Origin of the sequence: Pontibacter anaerobius, assembly GCF_026241195.1 — a bacterium.
GTDB lineage: Bacteria > Bacteroidota > Bacteroidia > Cytophagales > Hymenobacteraceae > Pontibacter > Pontibacter anaerobius.
In genome coordinates this window covers 269,426-285,745 of record NZ_JAPFQO010000008.1, presented here as the reverse complement: position 1 = coordinate 285,745, position 16,320 = coordinate 269,426, and the positions used below count along the sequence as shown (strand labels likewise).

Annotated in this window: 15 protein-coding genes; 8 read left to right on the top strand and 7 right to left on the bottom strand. The window is 51.1% G+C overall.

The window, feature by feature from the left end; translation table 11 throughout:
* The first annotated feature begins 51 nt into the window (after positions 1–51).
* From OO017_RS13450 to OO017_RS13435, 4 genes are all read left to right on the top strand, one after another.
* Complete coding sequence (locus tag OO017_RS13450; protein ID WP_304608501.1) at positions 52–513, top strand: (2Fe-2S)-binding protein; 462 nt, start codon at positions 52–54, stop codon at positions 511–513.
* Between the two features lie 3 nt (positions 514–516).
* On the top strand, positions 517–2,667 hold the full coding sequence (locus OO017_RS13445) for a xanthine dehydrogenase family protein molybdopterin-binding subunit (RefSeq protein WP_266053020.1): 2,151 nt from the start codon (positions 517–519) through the stop codon (positions 2,665–2,667).
* Between the two features lie 91 nt (positions 2,668–2,758).
* Positions 2,759–3,745, top strand: coding sequence for a GTP 3',8-cyclase MoaA (moaA, locus tag OO017_RS13440; RefSeq protein WP_266053019.1), 987 nt, complete (start codon positions 2,759–2,761; stop codon positions 3,743–3,745).
* A gap of 17 nt (positions 3,746–3,762) precedes the next feature.
* Positions 3,763–4,959, top strand: coding sequence for a molybdopterin molybdotransferase MoeA (locus tag OO017_RS13435; protein ID WP_266053018.1), 1,197 nt, complete (start codon positions 3,763–3,765; stop codon positions 4,957–4,959).
* 9 nt (positions 4,960–4,968) lie between these two features.
* On the opposite strand, the gene OO017_RS13430 is transcribed toward OO017_RS13435, so the two are convergent.
* Positions 4,969–5,904, bottom strand: a complete 936-nt coding sequence (locus tag OO017_RS13430; protein WP_266053017.1) for an FAD-dependent oxidoreductase — start codon at positions 5,902–5,904, stop codon at positions 4,969–4,971.
* Between the two features lie 212 nt (positions 5,905–6,116).
* On the opposite strand from OO017_RS13430, the gene moaC reads away from it, so the two are divergent.
* Genes moaC through moeB form a run of 3 tightly spaced genes read left to right on the top strand, consistent with a single transcriptional unit; the run spans position 6,117 to position 8,804 of the window.
* Entirely contained in the window at positions 6,117–6,593 is a 477-nt protein-coding gene (moaC, locus tag OO017_RS13425) for a cyclic pyranopterin monophosphate synthase MoaC (protein WP_266053016.1), read from the top strand.
* Positions 6,574–7,743 (top strand): NTP transferase domain-containing protein, encoded by a 1,170-nt coding sequence (locus OO017_RS13420; protein WP_266053015.1) that lies wholly within the window; start codon positions 6,574–6,576, stop codon positions 7,741–7,743. The genes moaC and OO017_RS13420 overlap by 20 nt, the downstream gene beginning before the upstream one ends.
* Entirely contained in the window at positions 7,743–8,804 is a 1,062-nt protein-coding gene (moeB, locus tag OO017_RS13415) for a HesA/MoeB/ThiF family protein (RefSeq protein ID WP_266053014.1), read from the top strand. The genes OO017_RS13420 and moeB overlap by 1 nt, the downstream gene beginning before the upstream one ends.
* 3 nt (positions 8,805–8,807) lie before the next feature.
* Here the strand turns inward: moeB and OO017_RS13410 are convergent, their stop codons facing one another.
* The 6 genes from OO017_RS13410 to OO017_RS13385 all read right to left on the bottom strand — a co-directional run bounded on the left by OO017_RS13410 (position 8,808) and on the right by OO017_RS13385 (position 13,544).
* Complete coding sequence (locus tag OO017_RS13410) at positions 8,808–9,224, bottom strand: molybdenum cofactor biosynthesis protein MoaE (RefSeq protein ID WP_266053013.1); 417 nt, start codon at positions 9,222–9,224, stop codon at positions 8,808–8,810.
* Positions 9,225–9,235: 11 nt separating this feature from the next.
* Positions 9,236–9,478 carry a MoaD/ThiS family protein gene (locus tag OO017_RS13405; protein ID WP_266053012.1) on the bottom strand — a complete coding sequence of 81 codons (243 nt, stop codon included), beginning with the start codon at positions 9,476–9,478 and terminating at the stop codon, positions 9,236–9,238.
* A gap of 8 nt (positions 9,479–9,486) precedes the next feature.
* A complete protein-coding gene (locus OO017_RS13400; RefSeq protein WP_266053011.1) occupies positions 9,487–10,251 on the bottom strand; it encodes a sulfite exporter TauE/SafE family protein in 765 nt (254 codons plus the stop codon).
* A gap of 63 nt (positions 10,252–10,314) precedes the next feature.
* Positions 10,315–10,743: a c-type cytochrome gene (locus OO017_RS13395; protein WP_266053010.1), complete on the bottom strand. Its 429-nt coding sequence runs from the start codon at positions 10,741–10,743 to the stop codon at positions 10,315–10,317.
* 82 nt (positions 10,744–10,825) lie between these two features.
* Positions 10,826–12,196, bottom strand: coding sequence for a sensor histidine kinase (locus OO017_RS13390; protein ID WP_266053009.1), 1,371 nt, complete (start codon positions 12,194–12,196; stop codon positions 10,826–10,828).
* Entirely contained in the window at positions 12,186–13,544 is a 1,359-nt protein-coding gene (locus OO017_RS13385) for a sigma-54-dependent transcriptional regulator (RefSeq protein ID WP_266053007.1), read from the bottom strand. The genes OO017_RS13390 and OO017_RS13385 overlap by 11 nt, the downstream gene beginning before the upstream one ends.
* A 328-nt stretch (positions 13,545–13,872) precedes the next feature.
* Between OO017_RS13385 and OO017_RS13380 the strand changes: the two genes are divergently transcribed.
* Positions 13,873–16,299 carry an ABC transporter permease gene (locus OO017_RS13380; protein WP_266053006.1) on the top strand — a complete coding sequence of 809 codons (2,427 nt, stop codon included), beginning with the start codon at positions 13,873–13,875 and terminating at the stop codon, positions 16,297–16,299.
* Positions 16,300–16,320: the final 21 nt, after the last annotated feature.

Genomic DNA, 16,320 nt, shown 5'->3' with positions numbered 1-16,320 from the left:
CCCGATTAATATATTTTCTTAACTTAGAGTTTAAACTTAACAAGGAGAGAGATGGCAATTTATAAGCTGCAAATCAACGGCCGAAGCTATGAGGTCGATGTAGAGCCGGACACCCCGCTGCTGTGGGTGCTGCGCGACAACCTGGGTCTGGTAGGCGCCAAGTATGGCTGCGGCATTGCGCAGTGTGGTGCGTGCACCGTGCATGTAAATGGCAATGCGATGCGCTCCTGTGTATACCCGGTTTCGGCCGCCAGTAATGCCAAAATAACCACTATTGAGGGCTTGTCTGAAGATGGCAGCCATCCGGTACAGCTGGCCTGGGATGAGGTAGATGTGGCGCAATGCGGCTACTGCCAGGCCGGCCAGATCATGACGGCCACTGCCCTGCTGAACAAGAACCCAAAACCTTCGGCAGAAGAGATTGACAATGCCATGAATGGTAACATCTGCCGTTGCGGAACCTACCATCGTATCCGTGAAGCTGTAGCATTAGCCGCCACTAAACAAAAATAAGCCATGCCGAACGTAACCCAAGATAGCAGACGTAATTTCATGAAGCTGTTCGCAGCAGCGGGCGGCGGACTGGTTTTAGGCTTTAACACAACCAGTTCGGTGGCATCGGCACTGGGGCTGATCGATGAGGCTAAGCTCCCGGCAGCTGCCATCGATTTTAACAGCTACCTTTCCATCTCCCCGGAAAATATCATTACCATACTTTCTCCTAACCCGGAACTGGGGCAGAACATCAAAACCTCTTTCCCGATGATTGTAGCGGAGGAGCTGGATGCAGACTGGACGAAAGTAAAAGTGGTGCAGGCACCCTTAGATACAAACAAGTTTGAGCGCCAGGTGACAGGTGGCAGCGGTGCTGTACCGCACTCTTGGGAGCGCCTCCGGAAGGCGGGGGCTACAGCCCGTCACATGCTCGTTGAGGCAGCCGCCAAGCGCTGGAAGGTGCCCGCCAACTCCCTCACCACCGAAAACGGAACGGTGGTGCACGCCGCCAGCGGACGAAAGCTTACCTATGGCGAACTGGCTACGGAAGCTTCTAAAGTCCCGGTTCCGGCTGATGTGAAGCTCAAGGACAACAAGGATTTCAAACTCATTGGCACAGCCGTTCGGAACGTAGATAACCATGAGATGATAACAGGCCAGCCGCTGTATGGCCTTGACATCTACAAAGAAGGCATGCTGTACGCCATGATCCAGCGCCCGGAGGCTTTCGGATTGAAGCTGAAGTCGGTGGACGCCGCTGCTGCCAAGGCCATGCCGGGCATTGTGGATGTGGTGACTTTCAAGAACAACGTAGCTGTAGTGGGTAAATCTACCTGGCAGGTGATGAAGGCCCGCAAGGCGCTGAAGATAAGCTATGAGCAGGAGGGGGCACTGGAGAGTTCCGCCGACCATGACCGCCTGTTCAAAGAGCTGCTGAAAAGCCCGGAAGCTACCGTTCGCCGTAAAGACGGTGATGTGGATGCTGCTTTTAAAAAGGCTGCTAAAATAATAGAGAGCGAGTACCAGTGTCCGTTCCTTTCGCACAGCCCGATGGAGCCGATGAATTTCTTCGCGCATGTGCGCCCGGATGGCGTAGAACTGGCAGGTCCGACTCAAACCCCGGAAAGGGCCCGCGACCAGGTGGCAAAGCTCTTAGGTATAGCACCCGAAAGTATAACCCTTGAGCTGACACGACTTGGAGGAGGCTTCGGTCGCCGCCTTAGTGCAGACTATGTATTGGAAGCAGCGGAACTGTCGAGCCTTGTCAAAGCGCCTGTAAAAGTAATCTGGAGCCGTGAGGATGATATGACCGGAGGTATTTACCGTCCGGCTGTGCGCTATCGTTTTGAGGCCGCCCTGGATGCGAAGGGAAACATGATCGGCTACAAGTTACGTGGCGTGGGTATTAACTCCGGCAACCCTACAAGAGAAGACAATTTTCCGTCTGGCGCAGTAGAGAACCTCCTGATCGAGTCGGTTGAGCACCAGTCTCCCATCACCACCGGGCCATGGCGCGCACCGATTACCAACTTCCTGGCCTATGCCGAACAGGCTTTTCTGGACGAGATAGCACACGCTGCCAAGAAAGATCCGGTACAGTTCCGCCTAGAACTGCTGGAAAGAGCCAAGAAATCTCCTGTTGGAGAGATCAAGTATGATATTGACCGTATGCGTGGTGTGATCGAGCTGGCGGCTGAGAAATCGGGTTGGGGAAAGAAGAAAGGCGTGGCACAAGGCTTCAGCGTATACTTCTCGCACCGCTCTTATGTAGCGCAGGTGGCAGAAGTGAAGCTGAAGAACGCTGTGCCGGTAATAGATAAAATCTACGCGGCTGCTGATTGTGGTATTGTGGTGAACCTGAGTGGCGCTTACCAACAGGTGCGCGGCGGTATAGTAGATGGCCTGGGACATGCGATGTACAGCAAGCTATCTTTCAAAGGCGGGGCGCCGGAGCAACAAAACTTTAACAACTACCGGCTGATTCGCCTGAAGGAAGTGCCGGAGATAGACGTACACTTCGTTAACAACGGTATCGACCCAACAGGACTTGGCGAACCGGCTTTGCCACCTACTGGCGGAGCCGTGGCAAATGCCATTTTCAAGGCCACCGGGAAGCGCCTACGCAACCAGCCGTTTGTAGAACAGCCGGAGCTGAAGAACGTAATAGGTTAAGCTGTGTGGCGTGAGCCTCCTTACTTACGCCGCACAGCTTACACAAAAGCGTAGGTGCAACTTTGGTGCCTGTAATATGAAATGAGGGAATATGCTGGTAGACAGACACGGAAGAAAAATAAACTATTTGAGGCTGGCGGTGACCGACAGGTGCAATTTGCGTTGCTTTTACTGCATGCCCGAAGAGGGGCTCGATTGGCTTTCCAGAAGCGAGTTAATGACCTATGAGGAAATGCTGCACATCAGTTCGGTATTGCTCAAAATGGGGATAGATAAGATTCGGATCACCGGAGGCGAACCGTTTGTGCGCAAAGATTTCATGTCGTTCCTGGCCCGGCTCTCTAAACTGCAGGGGCTGCAGCAACTGGCTCTTACCACCAATGGCGTGCTCACTGCCCCCTTTGTACCTGAGCTGAAAAAAATTGGCTTACACTCCGTCAACCTCAGTCTCGATACCCTTGACCAGAATCGTTTCTTTGCCATTACAAGGCGCGATGAATTACCAAACGTGCTGAATACACTGGAAGCTGTGCTGCAACATGGCCTGGAGGTCAAGATTAATGCGGTGGTGATGGAGGGAAAGAACACGGAAGATATTCTGCCATTGGTGGCGCTCACCAAGGATGCATCAGTCAGTGTACGGTTTATCGAAGAAATGCCCTTTAACGGGGGAGCTGGTCATGCTGCTAACCTTAGCTGGGACCACTGGCGCATATTGGAGGTCATCAAAGGCAAATACCCCAACATCCGGAAGGTGGCCGACCCGCCACATTCTACATCCTACAATTACCAGATTCCGGGGCATAAGGGCAGTGTGGGTATTATAGCGGCCTACACCCGTTCTTTCTGCGGCACCTGTAACCGCATCAGGCTAACGCCGCAGGGCGAGCTTAGGACCTGCCTCTATGGGAGCAGCATCCTGAACGTGAAGGACCTGATGCGCAGCGGTTTGCCGGAGCAGCAGCTGCAAGAGGCACTTGCAGGGGCCATCAGCCAGAAAGAGGAAGACGGCTGGGCAGCCGAAAAGAACAGCAATTTGCATACTCTCCACGCCTCCATGGCTACGATTGGGGGCTAACACATAAATATTCATACATGATCCGGGTTGAGGAAGCTGAAGCCATTATACAGGCACAGGTAAGAGACTTTGGCACCGAACGCTTACCTTTTGAGCAGGCGCTGGGAAGGGTACTGGCTAGAGACCTGTGCACGGACAGGGACTTGCCGCCTTTTAACCGGGTAGCCATGGATGGGATTGCCATTAGCTATAACACTTATGCCGGGGGGACACGCACGTTTCAGGTAGAGGGAACACAGGCGGCAGGAGAGACCCCGATCGAGATCACCTCAGCAGCAGCGTGTGTGGAGATCATGACGGGTGCGGCCTTGCCAGCCACCACCGACACCGTAATCCGCTATGAGGACCTGGAGCTGCAGGAGGGGCAGGCTACCATTATGATCGATACCGTTCAGCAAGGTCAAAACATTCACCCACAGGGCAAGGATAGGAAAAAGGGAGACGTGGTAGCCTCGGCTGACCAGGTGGTTACAGCGGCTTTGGTAGGTATGGCGGCGGCAGTAGGAGCTACCGAACTGGAAGTGAAAAAGCTGCCGCGTACTGTCGTGATATCAACTGGTAACGAGCTGGTTGCTGTGGAGGAGACACCGCTGCCTTACCAGATCAGGCGCTCAAACAGCTACATGGTAAAAGCTGCCTTGCAGAAGTATGGCCTGCAGCCCGACCTGTTGCACATACCGGATGACCTGGATCAGACGAAGGAACATTTAAGAAATTGCCTGCAGGCTTATGATGTAATCATACTTAGCGGGGGCATCTCGATGGGCAAGTTTGACTATGTGCCGCAGGTGCTGGAGGAATTGGCCGTAGAGAAGCTTTTTCATAAAGTACAGCAGCGCCCGGGAAAGCCGTTCTGGTTTGGAGCCCATCCTAATGGAGTTGTAGTCTTTGCCTTACCGGGAAATCCGGCCTCTACCTTTATGTGCCTGCACCGCTATTTTATATCCTGGCTCGAAAGCAGCTTATGTATAAAGTATGGCCCTGGCCTTTTCGCCACGCTAAGTACAGACCTTAGCTTTCAGCCGGCGCTACAGTACTTTCTGCAGGTAAAACTCGATATAAGCAAAAACGGGCAGTTATCCGCAATACCCCTGCAAGGCAATGGCTCCGGCGACTTTGCCAATCTGGTAGAGGCAGATGCATTCCTGGAGCTTCCATCAGATAAAAGTGACTTCAAGGCAGGAGAAGTATACAAAGTATGGCCGTTCAAATAGGCGGTTCGATCAGTTGCTGATCATAAAGGCGATATCTTCTGCACAACCCCATGCCAAGGTAAACCCGCTACCGCCATGCCCATAGTTGTGGATGATATTTTGCCCCGCTTCCTGCTCTACCCGGATTACTTTTCTGTAAGGCCTCAAGCCAGCCCAGCTTCCTGTTACAGGGCAATCAGCTAGTTGTGGGAACAGGTCGGTTGCCTGCTGGTACAGCCGTTGAACAGTTGCAGTTTCGGGAGTGGTGTCCCATACATTTTCTTCAAAGGTTCCACCAATTATCGTGGCGTCTTTTCTGGGGACAATGTAGAATGGCTGCTCTTCGTATAAAAATATCGGCATGTGTTTTTGAGGTGCCATGAGAGCTACCTGTCCCCTGATGGGATAAATGCTCTGGTCGTGGCACAACTCCCGGGAGCCAAGGCCGGTGCAGTTAATCACCCAGCTATATTTAGCTATTAATTCGCTAAACTCCTTTATTTCATCCTTTACAAATTTTACGCCTTTTTGGCTTAGGAAATCCATGAGCCAGAAGAGGAAAATCTGAGTCTCCATCAAGGGTACCTGTATAGTATAGCCTTCCTGAAACTCCCCTGGGAATTCCGTTTTATCCATGAGCCTGCAACTGCCTGCAGGTATGAAATCTTTCCAGTAGGTGGCAGGCGCATCACTGCTTTTGGTTACTTTTTGCAGCTCCCTCATACTTACACCCGTGGCAGGGTTATCCAGCAACGAAAGGTATTTATGGTAGCTTGCCTGGCTCCAGCGGATGCATCTTAAGTCGTTTTCGATATGGTATGGGAACCAGAAAGCAGCCGCTCTGTTAGAAGTTGTTTCGGGCGGGAAGTCTTTAGCGTATATCGTGACTGGGTATCCTTTCTCTACCAAAGTATAAGCAGTAGATAAACCGCAAATTCCTGAGCCTATAATTGCAATGCTTTTCATGTTACAGCGTAAGAGTTATACCCTAGTACAAAGTATACAGTTGGCCTTAACCGTACAATAGCTGAAATATAAGCAAATGCTGGCTAGCATGGTAAAACCGCATAATTATCTCCTGAAACATCGGGATACGGATACCGGAGCAGTGCAAAGAAATTTGAGTTGCGCTTTTTAAGGCGTATTTTTGATATAAGACAAAGCAAGTACTAATAACCATGAGTGATTTTTCACACCTGAATGATAAAGGGCAGCCCACGATGGTGGATGTAGGCGGAAAACAGCCAACGCACCGTACCGCCACAGCCAGAAGCATTGTGTCGTTGCCGCCGGAGGTACTGGAGAAGTTCGCAGCCGATGATATACAGACCAAAAAAGGGTCGGTGTTTCAGACAGCGATAATAGCAGGCATCATGGCGGCCAAAAAAACCGGGGAACTGATACCGCTTTGTCACCCGATTGGGATGGATAACTGCCACGTTGCCATACAGCTGAATGAGCAACAGGAGGTGGTGATAGACTGCACGGCCAGTATTACAGCCAAGACAGGAATCGAGATGGAGGCTTTGGTGGGTGCCACCGTTGCTGCGCTAACGGTGTATGATATGTGCAAGGCAATGAGCCATGACATCGTGATCCGGGAAACAAAGCTGATAGAAAAGACAGGAGGGAAGCATGACTTTAAAAGATCATAAAAAGCATAGCCTGATCACCAGGCCATCCTTTGGCAACTTTGGGCGCAACGAGTGGGCTATACTTGGTACACCTTGTGGCACGATCAAAGCGTTGGCAGATACTGTCATTCAGGCTTTAGCACCAAAGTATAAATGTGCTTATGTGGATGCCAGCCATGCACATGCTGATGGAGAGACTACGCTACCAGGACGATTGGCTTCAGGGGCTGAAATGGAGTATACGGATCAGATCCACTACCACCAGTTTGATTTGAACCGGGAGCTGAACCAGTTCCAGTTCCGGCAGCTGTTCCAGGAGGCGGATGTGGTGCTGGTAAACGGTAACCACCAGCAGGCCAGGGCGCAGGTGGTGGTAATCGATAACGCCAAAAAAGCATCGTTGCAGAAAAGGCTGTCGCAGCTGGATAACGTGGCCCTTTTTATACTTGCCGATGATGCTGAGGAAGTGTTTGATTTTGTGCAGAAGGCAATCCCTGCCTGGCAGGCTATACCTACGTGCCGGCTTAGCGACACGGACAAGATCATTACTTTTTTCAGGGAGCAGATGCAGCGGGCAAAGCCTAAACTCAACGGACTTGTGCTGGCCGGCGGGCAAAGTATACGCATGGGCCAGGACAAAGGAGCCATGAACTGGCACGGTAAAGAACAACGGTATTATGCTGCTGACCTGCTTAAGGAAGTATGCGAGGAGGTGTTCATTTCCTGCCGCCCAGAGCAGCAGGCAGAGATCGACAGCACCTATACTGCACTTCCCGATACCTTTACCGGCCTAGGCCCTTACGGTGCCATACTTTCCGCTTTCAGGGAGCAGCCTGATGCGGCGTGGCTGGTAGTGGCCTGCGACATGCCGCTGCTCGACAGCGCCACACTGCAGCACCTGGTAAAAAACAGGAATTCCTCTTCTGTCGCCACTACGTATGTAAGCCCGCACGATGGCTTCCCGGAACCGCTGATCACGATATGGGAGCCCAAAAGCTACCCTGTGTTGCTTGCCTTTCTGGCGCAGGGTTATACTTGCCCACGCAAGGTATTGCGGAACAGTGTTATCAGCTTATTAGAGCCCTTACAGGCCGAAGCACTGCTTAACGCGAACACACCGGAAGACTCTGAGAAAGTGAAAGAGATTCTACAGCAGAAAACTACCAGCTAATGGCACAACCTGAACTTTTGCGCTACAGTTGCCAGGTGTCGCTTCCGGGTTTTGGCGAAGCAGGGCAGCAGCTTCTCCAAAACGCACGCGTGCTGGTGGTGGGGGCCGGCGGCTTAGGTTGCCCTGCTGCCCAGTATCTGGCGGCGGCAGGTGTGGGTACGTTAGGCATAGCAGACTTCGACACGGTGTCCATCGGCAACCTGCACCGGCAGGTTTTATTCACCCCGGAGGAAGTGGGGCAAAAAAAAGTCAAGGTAGCCTGCGAAAAGCTGCAGAAACAGAACCCAGGTATAAAACTGGTGCCGCATGAGGTGAAGGTAACCGCTCTGAACGTGATGGACCTGCTGCAGCATTATGATATGGTGCTGGATGGCACTGATAACTTTGATACGAAATACCTGCTCAACGATGCCTGTGTGCTGGCAGGAAAGCCGCTGGTGTACGGTGCCATCTATCAGTATGAAGGGCAGGTAGCGGTCTGGAATTTACTGAACGGGAACGGAAGCCGGAGCCCTAACTACCGGGATGTTTTTGTGGAGGTGGATGCCTCGCAGGTGCCAAACTGTGCCGAAGGAGGCGTTATTCCTACTCTGGCAGGTATGGTTGGCTGTATGCAGGCCAATGAGGTCATTAAAATCATTACAAATACAGGGGAAGCGCTGGCGGGTAAGCTGTTGCTGCTGGATGCGCAGACGCTGCAAAGCCGAATCATCAAGGTTGGAAAAGTATCTAAAGTAACGATAGAAAAACTACCTGAAACGGAGGAGGTGCCAACCATATCCGTCGCAGAGCTGAAACAAAGTATGGCCCATGGACATTTTGAGCTACTGGATGTAAGGAGGGCGGAGGAGCGGGATGTGTTCCATATTGGCGGAGCGCACGTGCCGCTTGACCAGCTTGGGCAGAAGTTGCCACAGCTGCAGACAGCCAAAAAACTTGTGGTGTACTGTGCCTCCGGTAAACGAAGCGGGGAGGCTGTAAAGCGCATAAGAAAACACTTTCCGGAGCTAACCATCTACTCCCTGGAAGGGGGAATGAAAGCGTGGCTGGAACAGCAGTAGAAATTAAGGATGCGCTGCCACCCATACTTCCCCATCCTCAAAAAACTCCTTTTTCCAGATGGGCACTGTTTGCTTTAGGGTATCGATGATGTAGCGGCAGGCTTCGAAAGCAGCGGCACGGTGGGCAGCGGCCACGGCAATCACAACAGGCACTTCGCCTACCTGCAATACGCCAGTGCGATGGTGTATGAGTACTTTCTCCACTGGCCATTTTTCCAGTGCCTGTTCCGCAATTTTCCGCATCTCCTTCAGGGCCATTTTCTGGTAGGCTTCAAATTCTAAACGTAACACCTGCCTCCCTTTTGTTGCATTGCGCACCGTGCCAATAAACACATCAATGCCTCCGCATTGCGGCGACATCACCCAATCGATGCAGGCTGGAATGCTTAAGGAGTCTTCGGATATGTGTATGTCTATCATGTGCACCATTCTTAACCGCCACTTACCGGTGGAATAATTGCGACTTCATCTCGCTGCTCTATCGTCTCACCGGCCTCTGCGTACTCGTCGTTTACGGCTACCATGTAAGAAGTCAATTGCTTTAAACGGGGATGCTGCTCCTCCAGCACTGCGCGGAGGGATTCTACTGTCGCCGCGCTGCTTAGCTCTACCTCAATGCAAGAGCTTCCGAAAATATCTTTCGCGATGCCGAATGCCAGGACATTTACTTTCATAAGCTTTTCTAATTTATCCAGGGCAGGTGTTTGTACAACACTTCCAACCCTGCCATAAAAATAAGGACTGCCGTCGTGCGCCGGATGACCCGAGGGTTAAACCGGGCAATTGCGATGCGGGAGCCAATCTGCCCGCCAGCCAGTACGGCTATGCCCAGCAGAAGTATACGTGTAAAATCTACTGAGGCTGGTAGATGTGTCAGTTGCCCTGCTATACCTGCCACAGAGTTCACTAAGATAAAAAAACTCGCCGTGGCTGCAATCCGCTTCGATGTGTCCCACCTGATCAGGTTTAACAGGGGAGACAGAAAAATGCCGCCACCGATACCCACCATACCGGACAGTAAACCAAGGCTACCGCCTAAAAACCCGTCGCGGGTATAGTTGTTTTTGCCAGAGACCTCTTCCAGCGCTACATTGGCAGACAGTTTTTGTGTCCACAGCAAAAAAGCGGCTGCCAGCAGGCTGCAGCCAAGCAGCACAAAGAATGTATCCTGCTCCAGTCGCAGGCTCGCTCCCAGAAATGCCATTGGCACACTGAGTAAAACGAGCGGAATGATTTTCTGCCAGTTAACCTGCCTGTGCCGGATGAACAGGATCGTGCCACTTGTAACCACAACCACGTTGCACAACAGGGCAATCAAACGTACTTCCTGAAAAGCTAGCGGGTAAAGTGCCAGGACAGCCAGGTAGCTGGAGCCGCCGCCGAAGCCTACGGATGCATACACAAAGGCAATGACAAAAAAGAAAAACAGTAACTCCCAGTGCTGCATGCTTAAGGGTGGCGGTGGCTGGTGTGAAAATACAGGTGTTTTAAGTTGTCCTGTAAAGTAATGCTATTTCTTTCTTTCCGCCTTTACCTGAGCAGGCGTAACAGCCTTGGCTTTATTGCCCCAGTTATTCTGGATGTAATTCAGCACATCGGCTACTTCCTCGTCCGACAGGTAACTCATTGCCGGCATATCCATACTATACTTTTCACCGTTTACGGTGATCTCACCGCTTAACCCATGAAGCACAGTGCCGATGGCTCTTTTCTGATCTTTCATCAGGTAATCCGATTTGGCAAGTGGTGGAAAAGTGGCTGGAATGCCCTCACCTTCGGGCATGTGGCAACTCTGGCAGTTGGCCATGTATACTTTCTCTCCTCTTTTTAGACTTTCCTTCAAGGTATCAGCCTGTATAGCAGCTGCAGGCTCCGTTGGCGATACCAAAGAGGATAAACCGGTGGTAAGTATAAAAGCGATGAATAAACCCTTGATCATGTTCTCTCAATATTTAGGTACTAAGATACGCAATAAACTTCTACTTTCGGGCATCCAGGGTGGCCGGTAAAACGTAACCTGCTCAATTCTCTAGCTCATGCGGCTTGCTGAACCGCAGAATAAAGGCTGTGCCCTCGCCCTCAGCCGACTGCACCTGAATAGTGCCCTGGTGCAGCATGATAATCTGCTTACAAAGGCTCAGGCCAATGCCACTGCCGTTCTTACGGGTACTGAAGAAGGGTATAAAAATCTTCTCCTGCACCTCCCGCGACATACCTATGCCGTTGTCCATGATTCTGATTAAGGTGTTCCCTTCCGAAGTATAGGCGGATAAGGTAATAGAGGGGCTTGGCTGGTCTTTAACGGCCTCAATGGCATTCACCAGCAGGTTAATCAATACCTGGTCGAGGAGGTTCCTGTCTGCCAGTAATCGGATGGCGGGGTCTTCCAGTAGAATCTCCAGCGCTATGTTTTTCTGTGCCAGGGTGGGCTGCATCAAGTGTTTCAGGTTGGCAAAAACATCTTTTACCGCTACATCAGCCAGGTTAAGCTTCGTGATCCTGTTCAGGTTTCGGTATACTTCGGCAAAGCGCAGCAGGCCAAGGCTTCTGCTTTTAATCGTGCTTACGCTCACCTCAAAGTCTTCCAAGTCGTGTACCGATGGGCCGTTTACAGCTGTTTTGTGGAGGCGGTTCTTCAGGGTATCAGCCAGTGAGGCAATGGGCGCCACAGAGTTCATGATTTCGTGCGTCATTACGTTCAGCAGTTTTTGCCATGCCCTGGATTCCGTTTCGTCCAGTGCCTCATTCACGTTCTGGAATGCCACCAGTTTATATGTATGGCCATCACTCCGAAAAGATGTGGCAGACAAAAGCACTTTGAAGGGGCTCTTTACAAAGTGCGCACTATAAGCCGTCGCAATTTTTGTGCGCCCGGCCTGTAATTCACGCACGGCCAGGTACAAGGCATGATCCCTTTTGTCGAGGTGATGTATGCTCTTCATGTAGGGCAGGTGCAGGAGCTTTTTCAGAGACTCATTCATCAGCACTACCTCTCCACTCTCCGTGTCATAAGAAAGGATGCCCGTGTCCACCAACTCCATGATCTTCTGCAGATGCAGGTGTTGGCTTTCACGCTCTTTGCTTATACTTTTAAGTGTCGTGTTGATCTCATTAAACCCCTTGTGTAGCAGCTGTAGCCTAGTGCCCTGGTACGATTCGCTGTAGTACCTGGAGAAGTCGCGGTAATGCACCGACTCGATAAACTGGTTGAGTTCATCCTGTGCCTTTCTGAGAAACCTGATCAGTTCGACTACCTGAAAAACGATGACAGGAAGTATAAAAACAAGTGTTTCGGACCATCCCTGCACAATGGCCACCGCTGGTGTACTCAGGGTGATCAGAAGAAGCACTACCCTCAGTGCCACATGCCACTCAAAGCTTTTAGAGCCCATACTTGCCTAATCGTCTGTACAAGGCTGTCCGGGTGATCCCCAGCTCTTTTGATGCTCTTGTAAGGTTGCCGCCGTGCTTCTGCAGCACACGGTTGATAGTTGTTTTCTCCAGTTCCTCCAGGTTGCTCTCCTGGGCGAGCGGCTGATCTGCTGGTACAGCCTCAATAGGAGAGAAGATAATATCGTCGGCGGCCAGCACCTGTCCGTCGGCCATGATAACTGCGCGCTCAATGGCATACTGCAGTTCCCGCACATTGCCTGGGTAATGGTACTGCATCAGTTTATCGGTTGCGGCCTTGCTTAATTCGGGGGCAGGCTTCATATACTTGTCTGCATACACAGTTGTAAAATGCTTGGCAAGCAGCAAAATGTCGGAGCCCCTTTGGCGTAAGGGCGGTATCATGATTTCTACCGTGTTGATCCGGTAAACAAGGTCTTTCCGGAAGCGGAATTCATTTGCCAGTTCTGCCAGCGGTACGTTGGTGGCGCAAAGCAGGCGTACATCTATGTTCACCGGTTCGTTAGCTCCCACACGGATCACCTGCCAGTTTTGCAGCACGCTGAGGAGCTTGGCCTGCTGGTGCAGCGAGATATTGCCGATTTCATCCAGGAAGATGGTTCCTCCGCTGGCAGCTTCGAATCTGCCGGCACGGTCCTCTCGGGCATCCGTAAAGGCACCCTTCTTATGCCCGAACAGCTCACTCTCGAAAAGTGACTCGGTAAGGGCACCCACATCCACTTTTATAAAGGGTTTACCGGCCCGCAGCGAGTAGGAATGGATAGCCTTGGCCACCAGTTCCTTTCCCGTGCCGTTCTCCCCTAAAATCAGAACGTTGGCATCTGTTGGGGCAACTTTCCTGATCTTCAGGAAGATATCCTTCATAGCTTCAGATGTTCCCAGTAGTTCAGAATAAGGTAGGTCCGATAGGCTTTCTGTTGCTTCGGCTGCCATGCCTTTTCCCTTTTTACTGACTGCATCTGCTAGGATAGCCAGCAGTTTATCATTGTGCCAGGGTTTCACCACGAAATCAAAAGCCCCTTCTTTCAACGAGCGTATGGCCAGGTCTATGTCTCCGTAGGCGGTGATCATGATAACAGCGGCGTCCGACTTCAGCTCTTTTACCTTCCTGAGCCAGTAAAGGCCTTCGTTACCGGTGTTCAGGGCGCTTTTAAAGTTCATGTCCAGCAGGATCAGGTCATATGCCTGTTGCCTGAGCAGGGCAGGGAGGTTGTCGGGGTTCTTCTCTGTAACAACTTCCTTTACATGCGGCCGCAACAGTAAACGGACAGCTGTCAACACATCTGCATCATCATCCACTACCAGAACGGAAGCCTTTTTTAACTGCATACGCATAAATTTATAGTACATAAAGAAACTACAATTGTGCCATTTATCCAACATGCTGATAACGAAGTAGTAGCGTATGTTGTAGCTGGAGAGGGCGTGCGAATTCGCACACCTGTTGCACGATTCTGCACGTTCTAAATTTCTTGTTATTGCATAAGTTGCTGATAAACAATGATATGCTTTTGTGGCATATGTTCTGAATGGCAGGAGGTATGCCAGGAGCTAACGGATTTTGCCGGTTCCGACAAAGCGCGGGATAATGGCCGGTTAAGGCTGAGGTGTTGCCACCCGTACTTCTGGTATATCAGGCTTATTACTAAATAAAACTATGTTCAGAACCTACCTTAAAACGGCTTATCGGAACCTGTTCCGGCACAAAGGTTTCACCTTCATTAACATTGCCGGCTTAACCCTGGGGATTACCGCCTGCCTGCTCATCGGATTGTTTGTATACGACGAGCTGCAGTATGATAAGTTCCTGCCTGAAGGGGACCGTGTATACCGGCTCTACAATGACATGTCAGCCAGAGAGGACGGGGCGATGGTTGCGCCGGTTCCGCCCAAGTACGGAACCACGTTGGAGCAGAGCTTTCCGGAGGTGGAGACTGTTGTGCGTATTTTGATGCTGCAGTTTGATGCGAACAACCTGGTGGAGGTTGGGGACAAGAGCCTGTACGAAAAAGGCCGCACCTATACTGATCCAGGGTTCTTTGAGCTGTTCCAACTCCCTTTCAAGTACGGCTCGCCCGAAAAAGCGCTGGAAGATCCGTCCTCCATCGTTATATCGGATACGTTTGCTGAGCGTGTGTTCGGAGACACAAACCCTGTTGGCAAGCAGGTTTTAGTTAATAAGCTTCCTTACCTTGTAAATGGCGTGTTTGCAAGCAACGATAAATTCCATCTTCCGGTAAACTTTATACTTCCCATGGCAGCCGCGGAATTGCCTGCCGAGCGCATGAAGCGGTGGAGCTGGCAGCAGTTTTATACTTATGTAAAGCTGCAGGAAGGCGCTGACCCGCAGTTTGTCCAGGATAAATTCCGGGCTATCGTGGCGAAGCAGATCGACCCGGAAAGAAACCAGCCATTCGGCTACCTCCCGGTCTTCCAGCCACTGAACGAAGTATACCTGTACTCAGCTGGTTTCAAATATGATCAGGCCATTAAAGGCAACATCACGTATGTGAAGGCGCTGAGTGTCATTGCGGCCTTTATCCTCCTGATTGCCTGTTTCAACTTCGTGAACCTAGCTACGGCAAAGTCTATGCAGCGCGCCAGGGAGGTTGGGGTGAGGAAGGCCGTTGGAGCCAGCCGGGGCCAGTTAGTGGTACAGTTCCTGGCAGAAACCGTGTTTCTTACATTCATCAGCATCATCTTCTCGGCTGCGCTCACGTCACTGCTTTTACCCTCTCTGAACGCATTTACAGGTAAGGAAATGAGCTTTAACATTTTCACGGATCCCTCTCTTCTTTTACTGCTGTTCCTCTTAACACTGGTAGTGGGCATACTGGCGGGGTTTTACCCGGCGCTGGTCCTGTCCGGCTTCAAGCCTGTAAAAGTACTGAAGAGCGCTGTTGTTGTCGATAGCAGGGTAGGACGGATACAGTGGTTGCGGCATGGGCTGATTGTGGTGCAGTTTACCTTGTCGATCTTTCTGATCATATGTGCTTTCATCGTTTTCAGGCAAGTATCCTATCTCCATAACAAAGACCTTGGCTTTGATAAGGAGCAGATCATGTTTTTCCAGATGAGAGGGGATAGCATGTTTGAGAACTATGAGACCCTTAAAAACGAATTACGTAAAGCACCCGGTATAAAGGATGTGTCTATCGGCTACGGTTTTCCGGGCGACGCGACTGCTGGTGACGGGATCATAGTGCCTAAAAACGGGGAGCAGGTACATCACAGCGTTACACAACTGATGGTGGATTACGATTACCTCAATACATTGAATGTAAAGCTGCTGGCCGGAAGGCCTTTCTCAAAAAAGTATGGAACAGACGCCGACCATGCTTTTATGATAAACGAGACTGCCGTAAGGGAACTCGGCTACGGCACACCGGAGAAAGCACTCGGGAAGCCCTTGCGGTGGCAAGTGTGGAGTGATACAAATCCTGATACCCTGAAGGAAGGCAAAATCATAGGTGTTGTAAAGGATTTTCACTTCAAGAGTCTGTATGATAAAGTAGAGCCAACGGTGCTCCAGATCTTCCCGGGTGCCTACTGGAAAGTGGCCGTGAAAATAGACGCCGCGGATGTGGCTGGCTCTGTCGGCCATGTGAAGCGGGTGTGGGACAAGTTCTCGCCCGATTACCCGATTGAATACACCTTTATAGATGAGAACTTTGACAAGATGTATAAGGCCGAAGACAAGCTAAGGACCCTGCTCTGGATATTTACAGGTATAGCCATCTTTATCGCCTGCCTCGGCTTGTATGGCTTAGCTGCCTATGCCGCAGAGCGCAGGAAAAAGGAGATAGGTATACGCAAGGTGATGGGAGCAGAAAACACCTCCATTGTCGTGCTGCTCTTTAAAGAGTTTCTGATGCTGATAGTGGCTGCCACACTTCTTTCTTTTCCGCTGGCGTGGTACGCCATGCACAGTTGGCTGCAGAACTTCGCCTATCGCATAGAGATTCCGTTGTGGGTGTTCTTAGCGGCAGGTATAGTGGCGGGTATTGTAGCCTTTGCAACCGTCAGTTACCAGGCGCTTAAAGCGGCTTCCGCCAATCCGGTCGCCAATCTCAGGTTTGATTGAGCCTGAAATACTTTGCCAAAA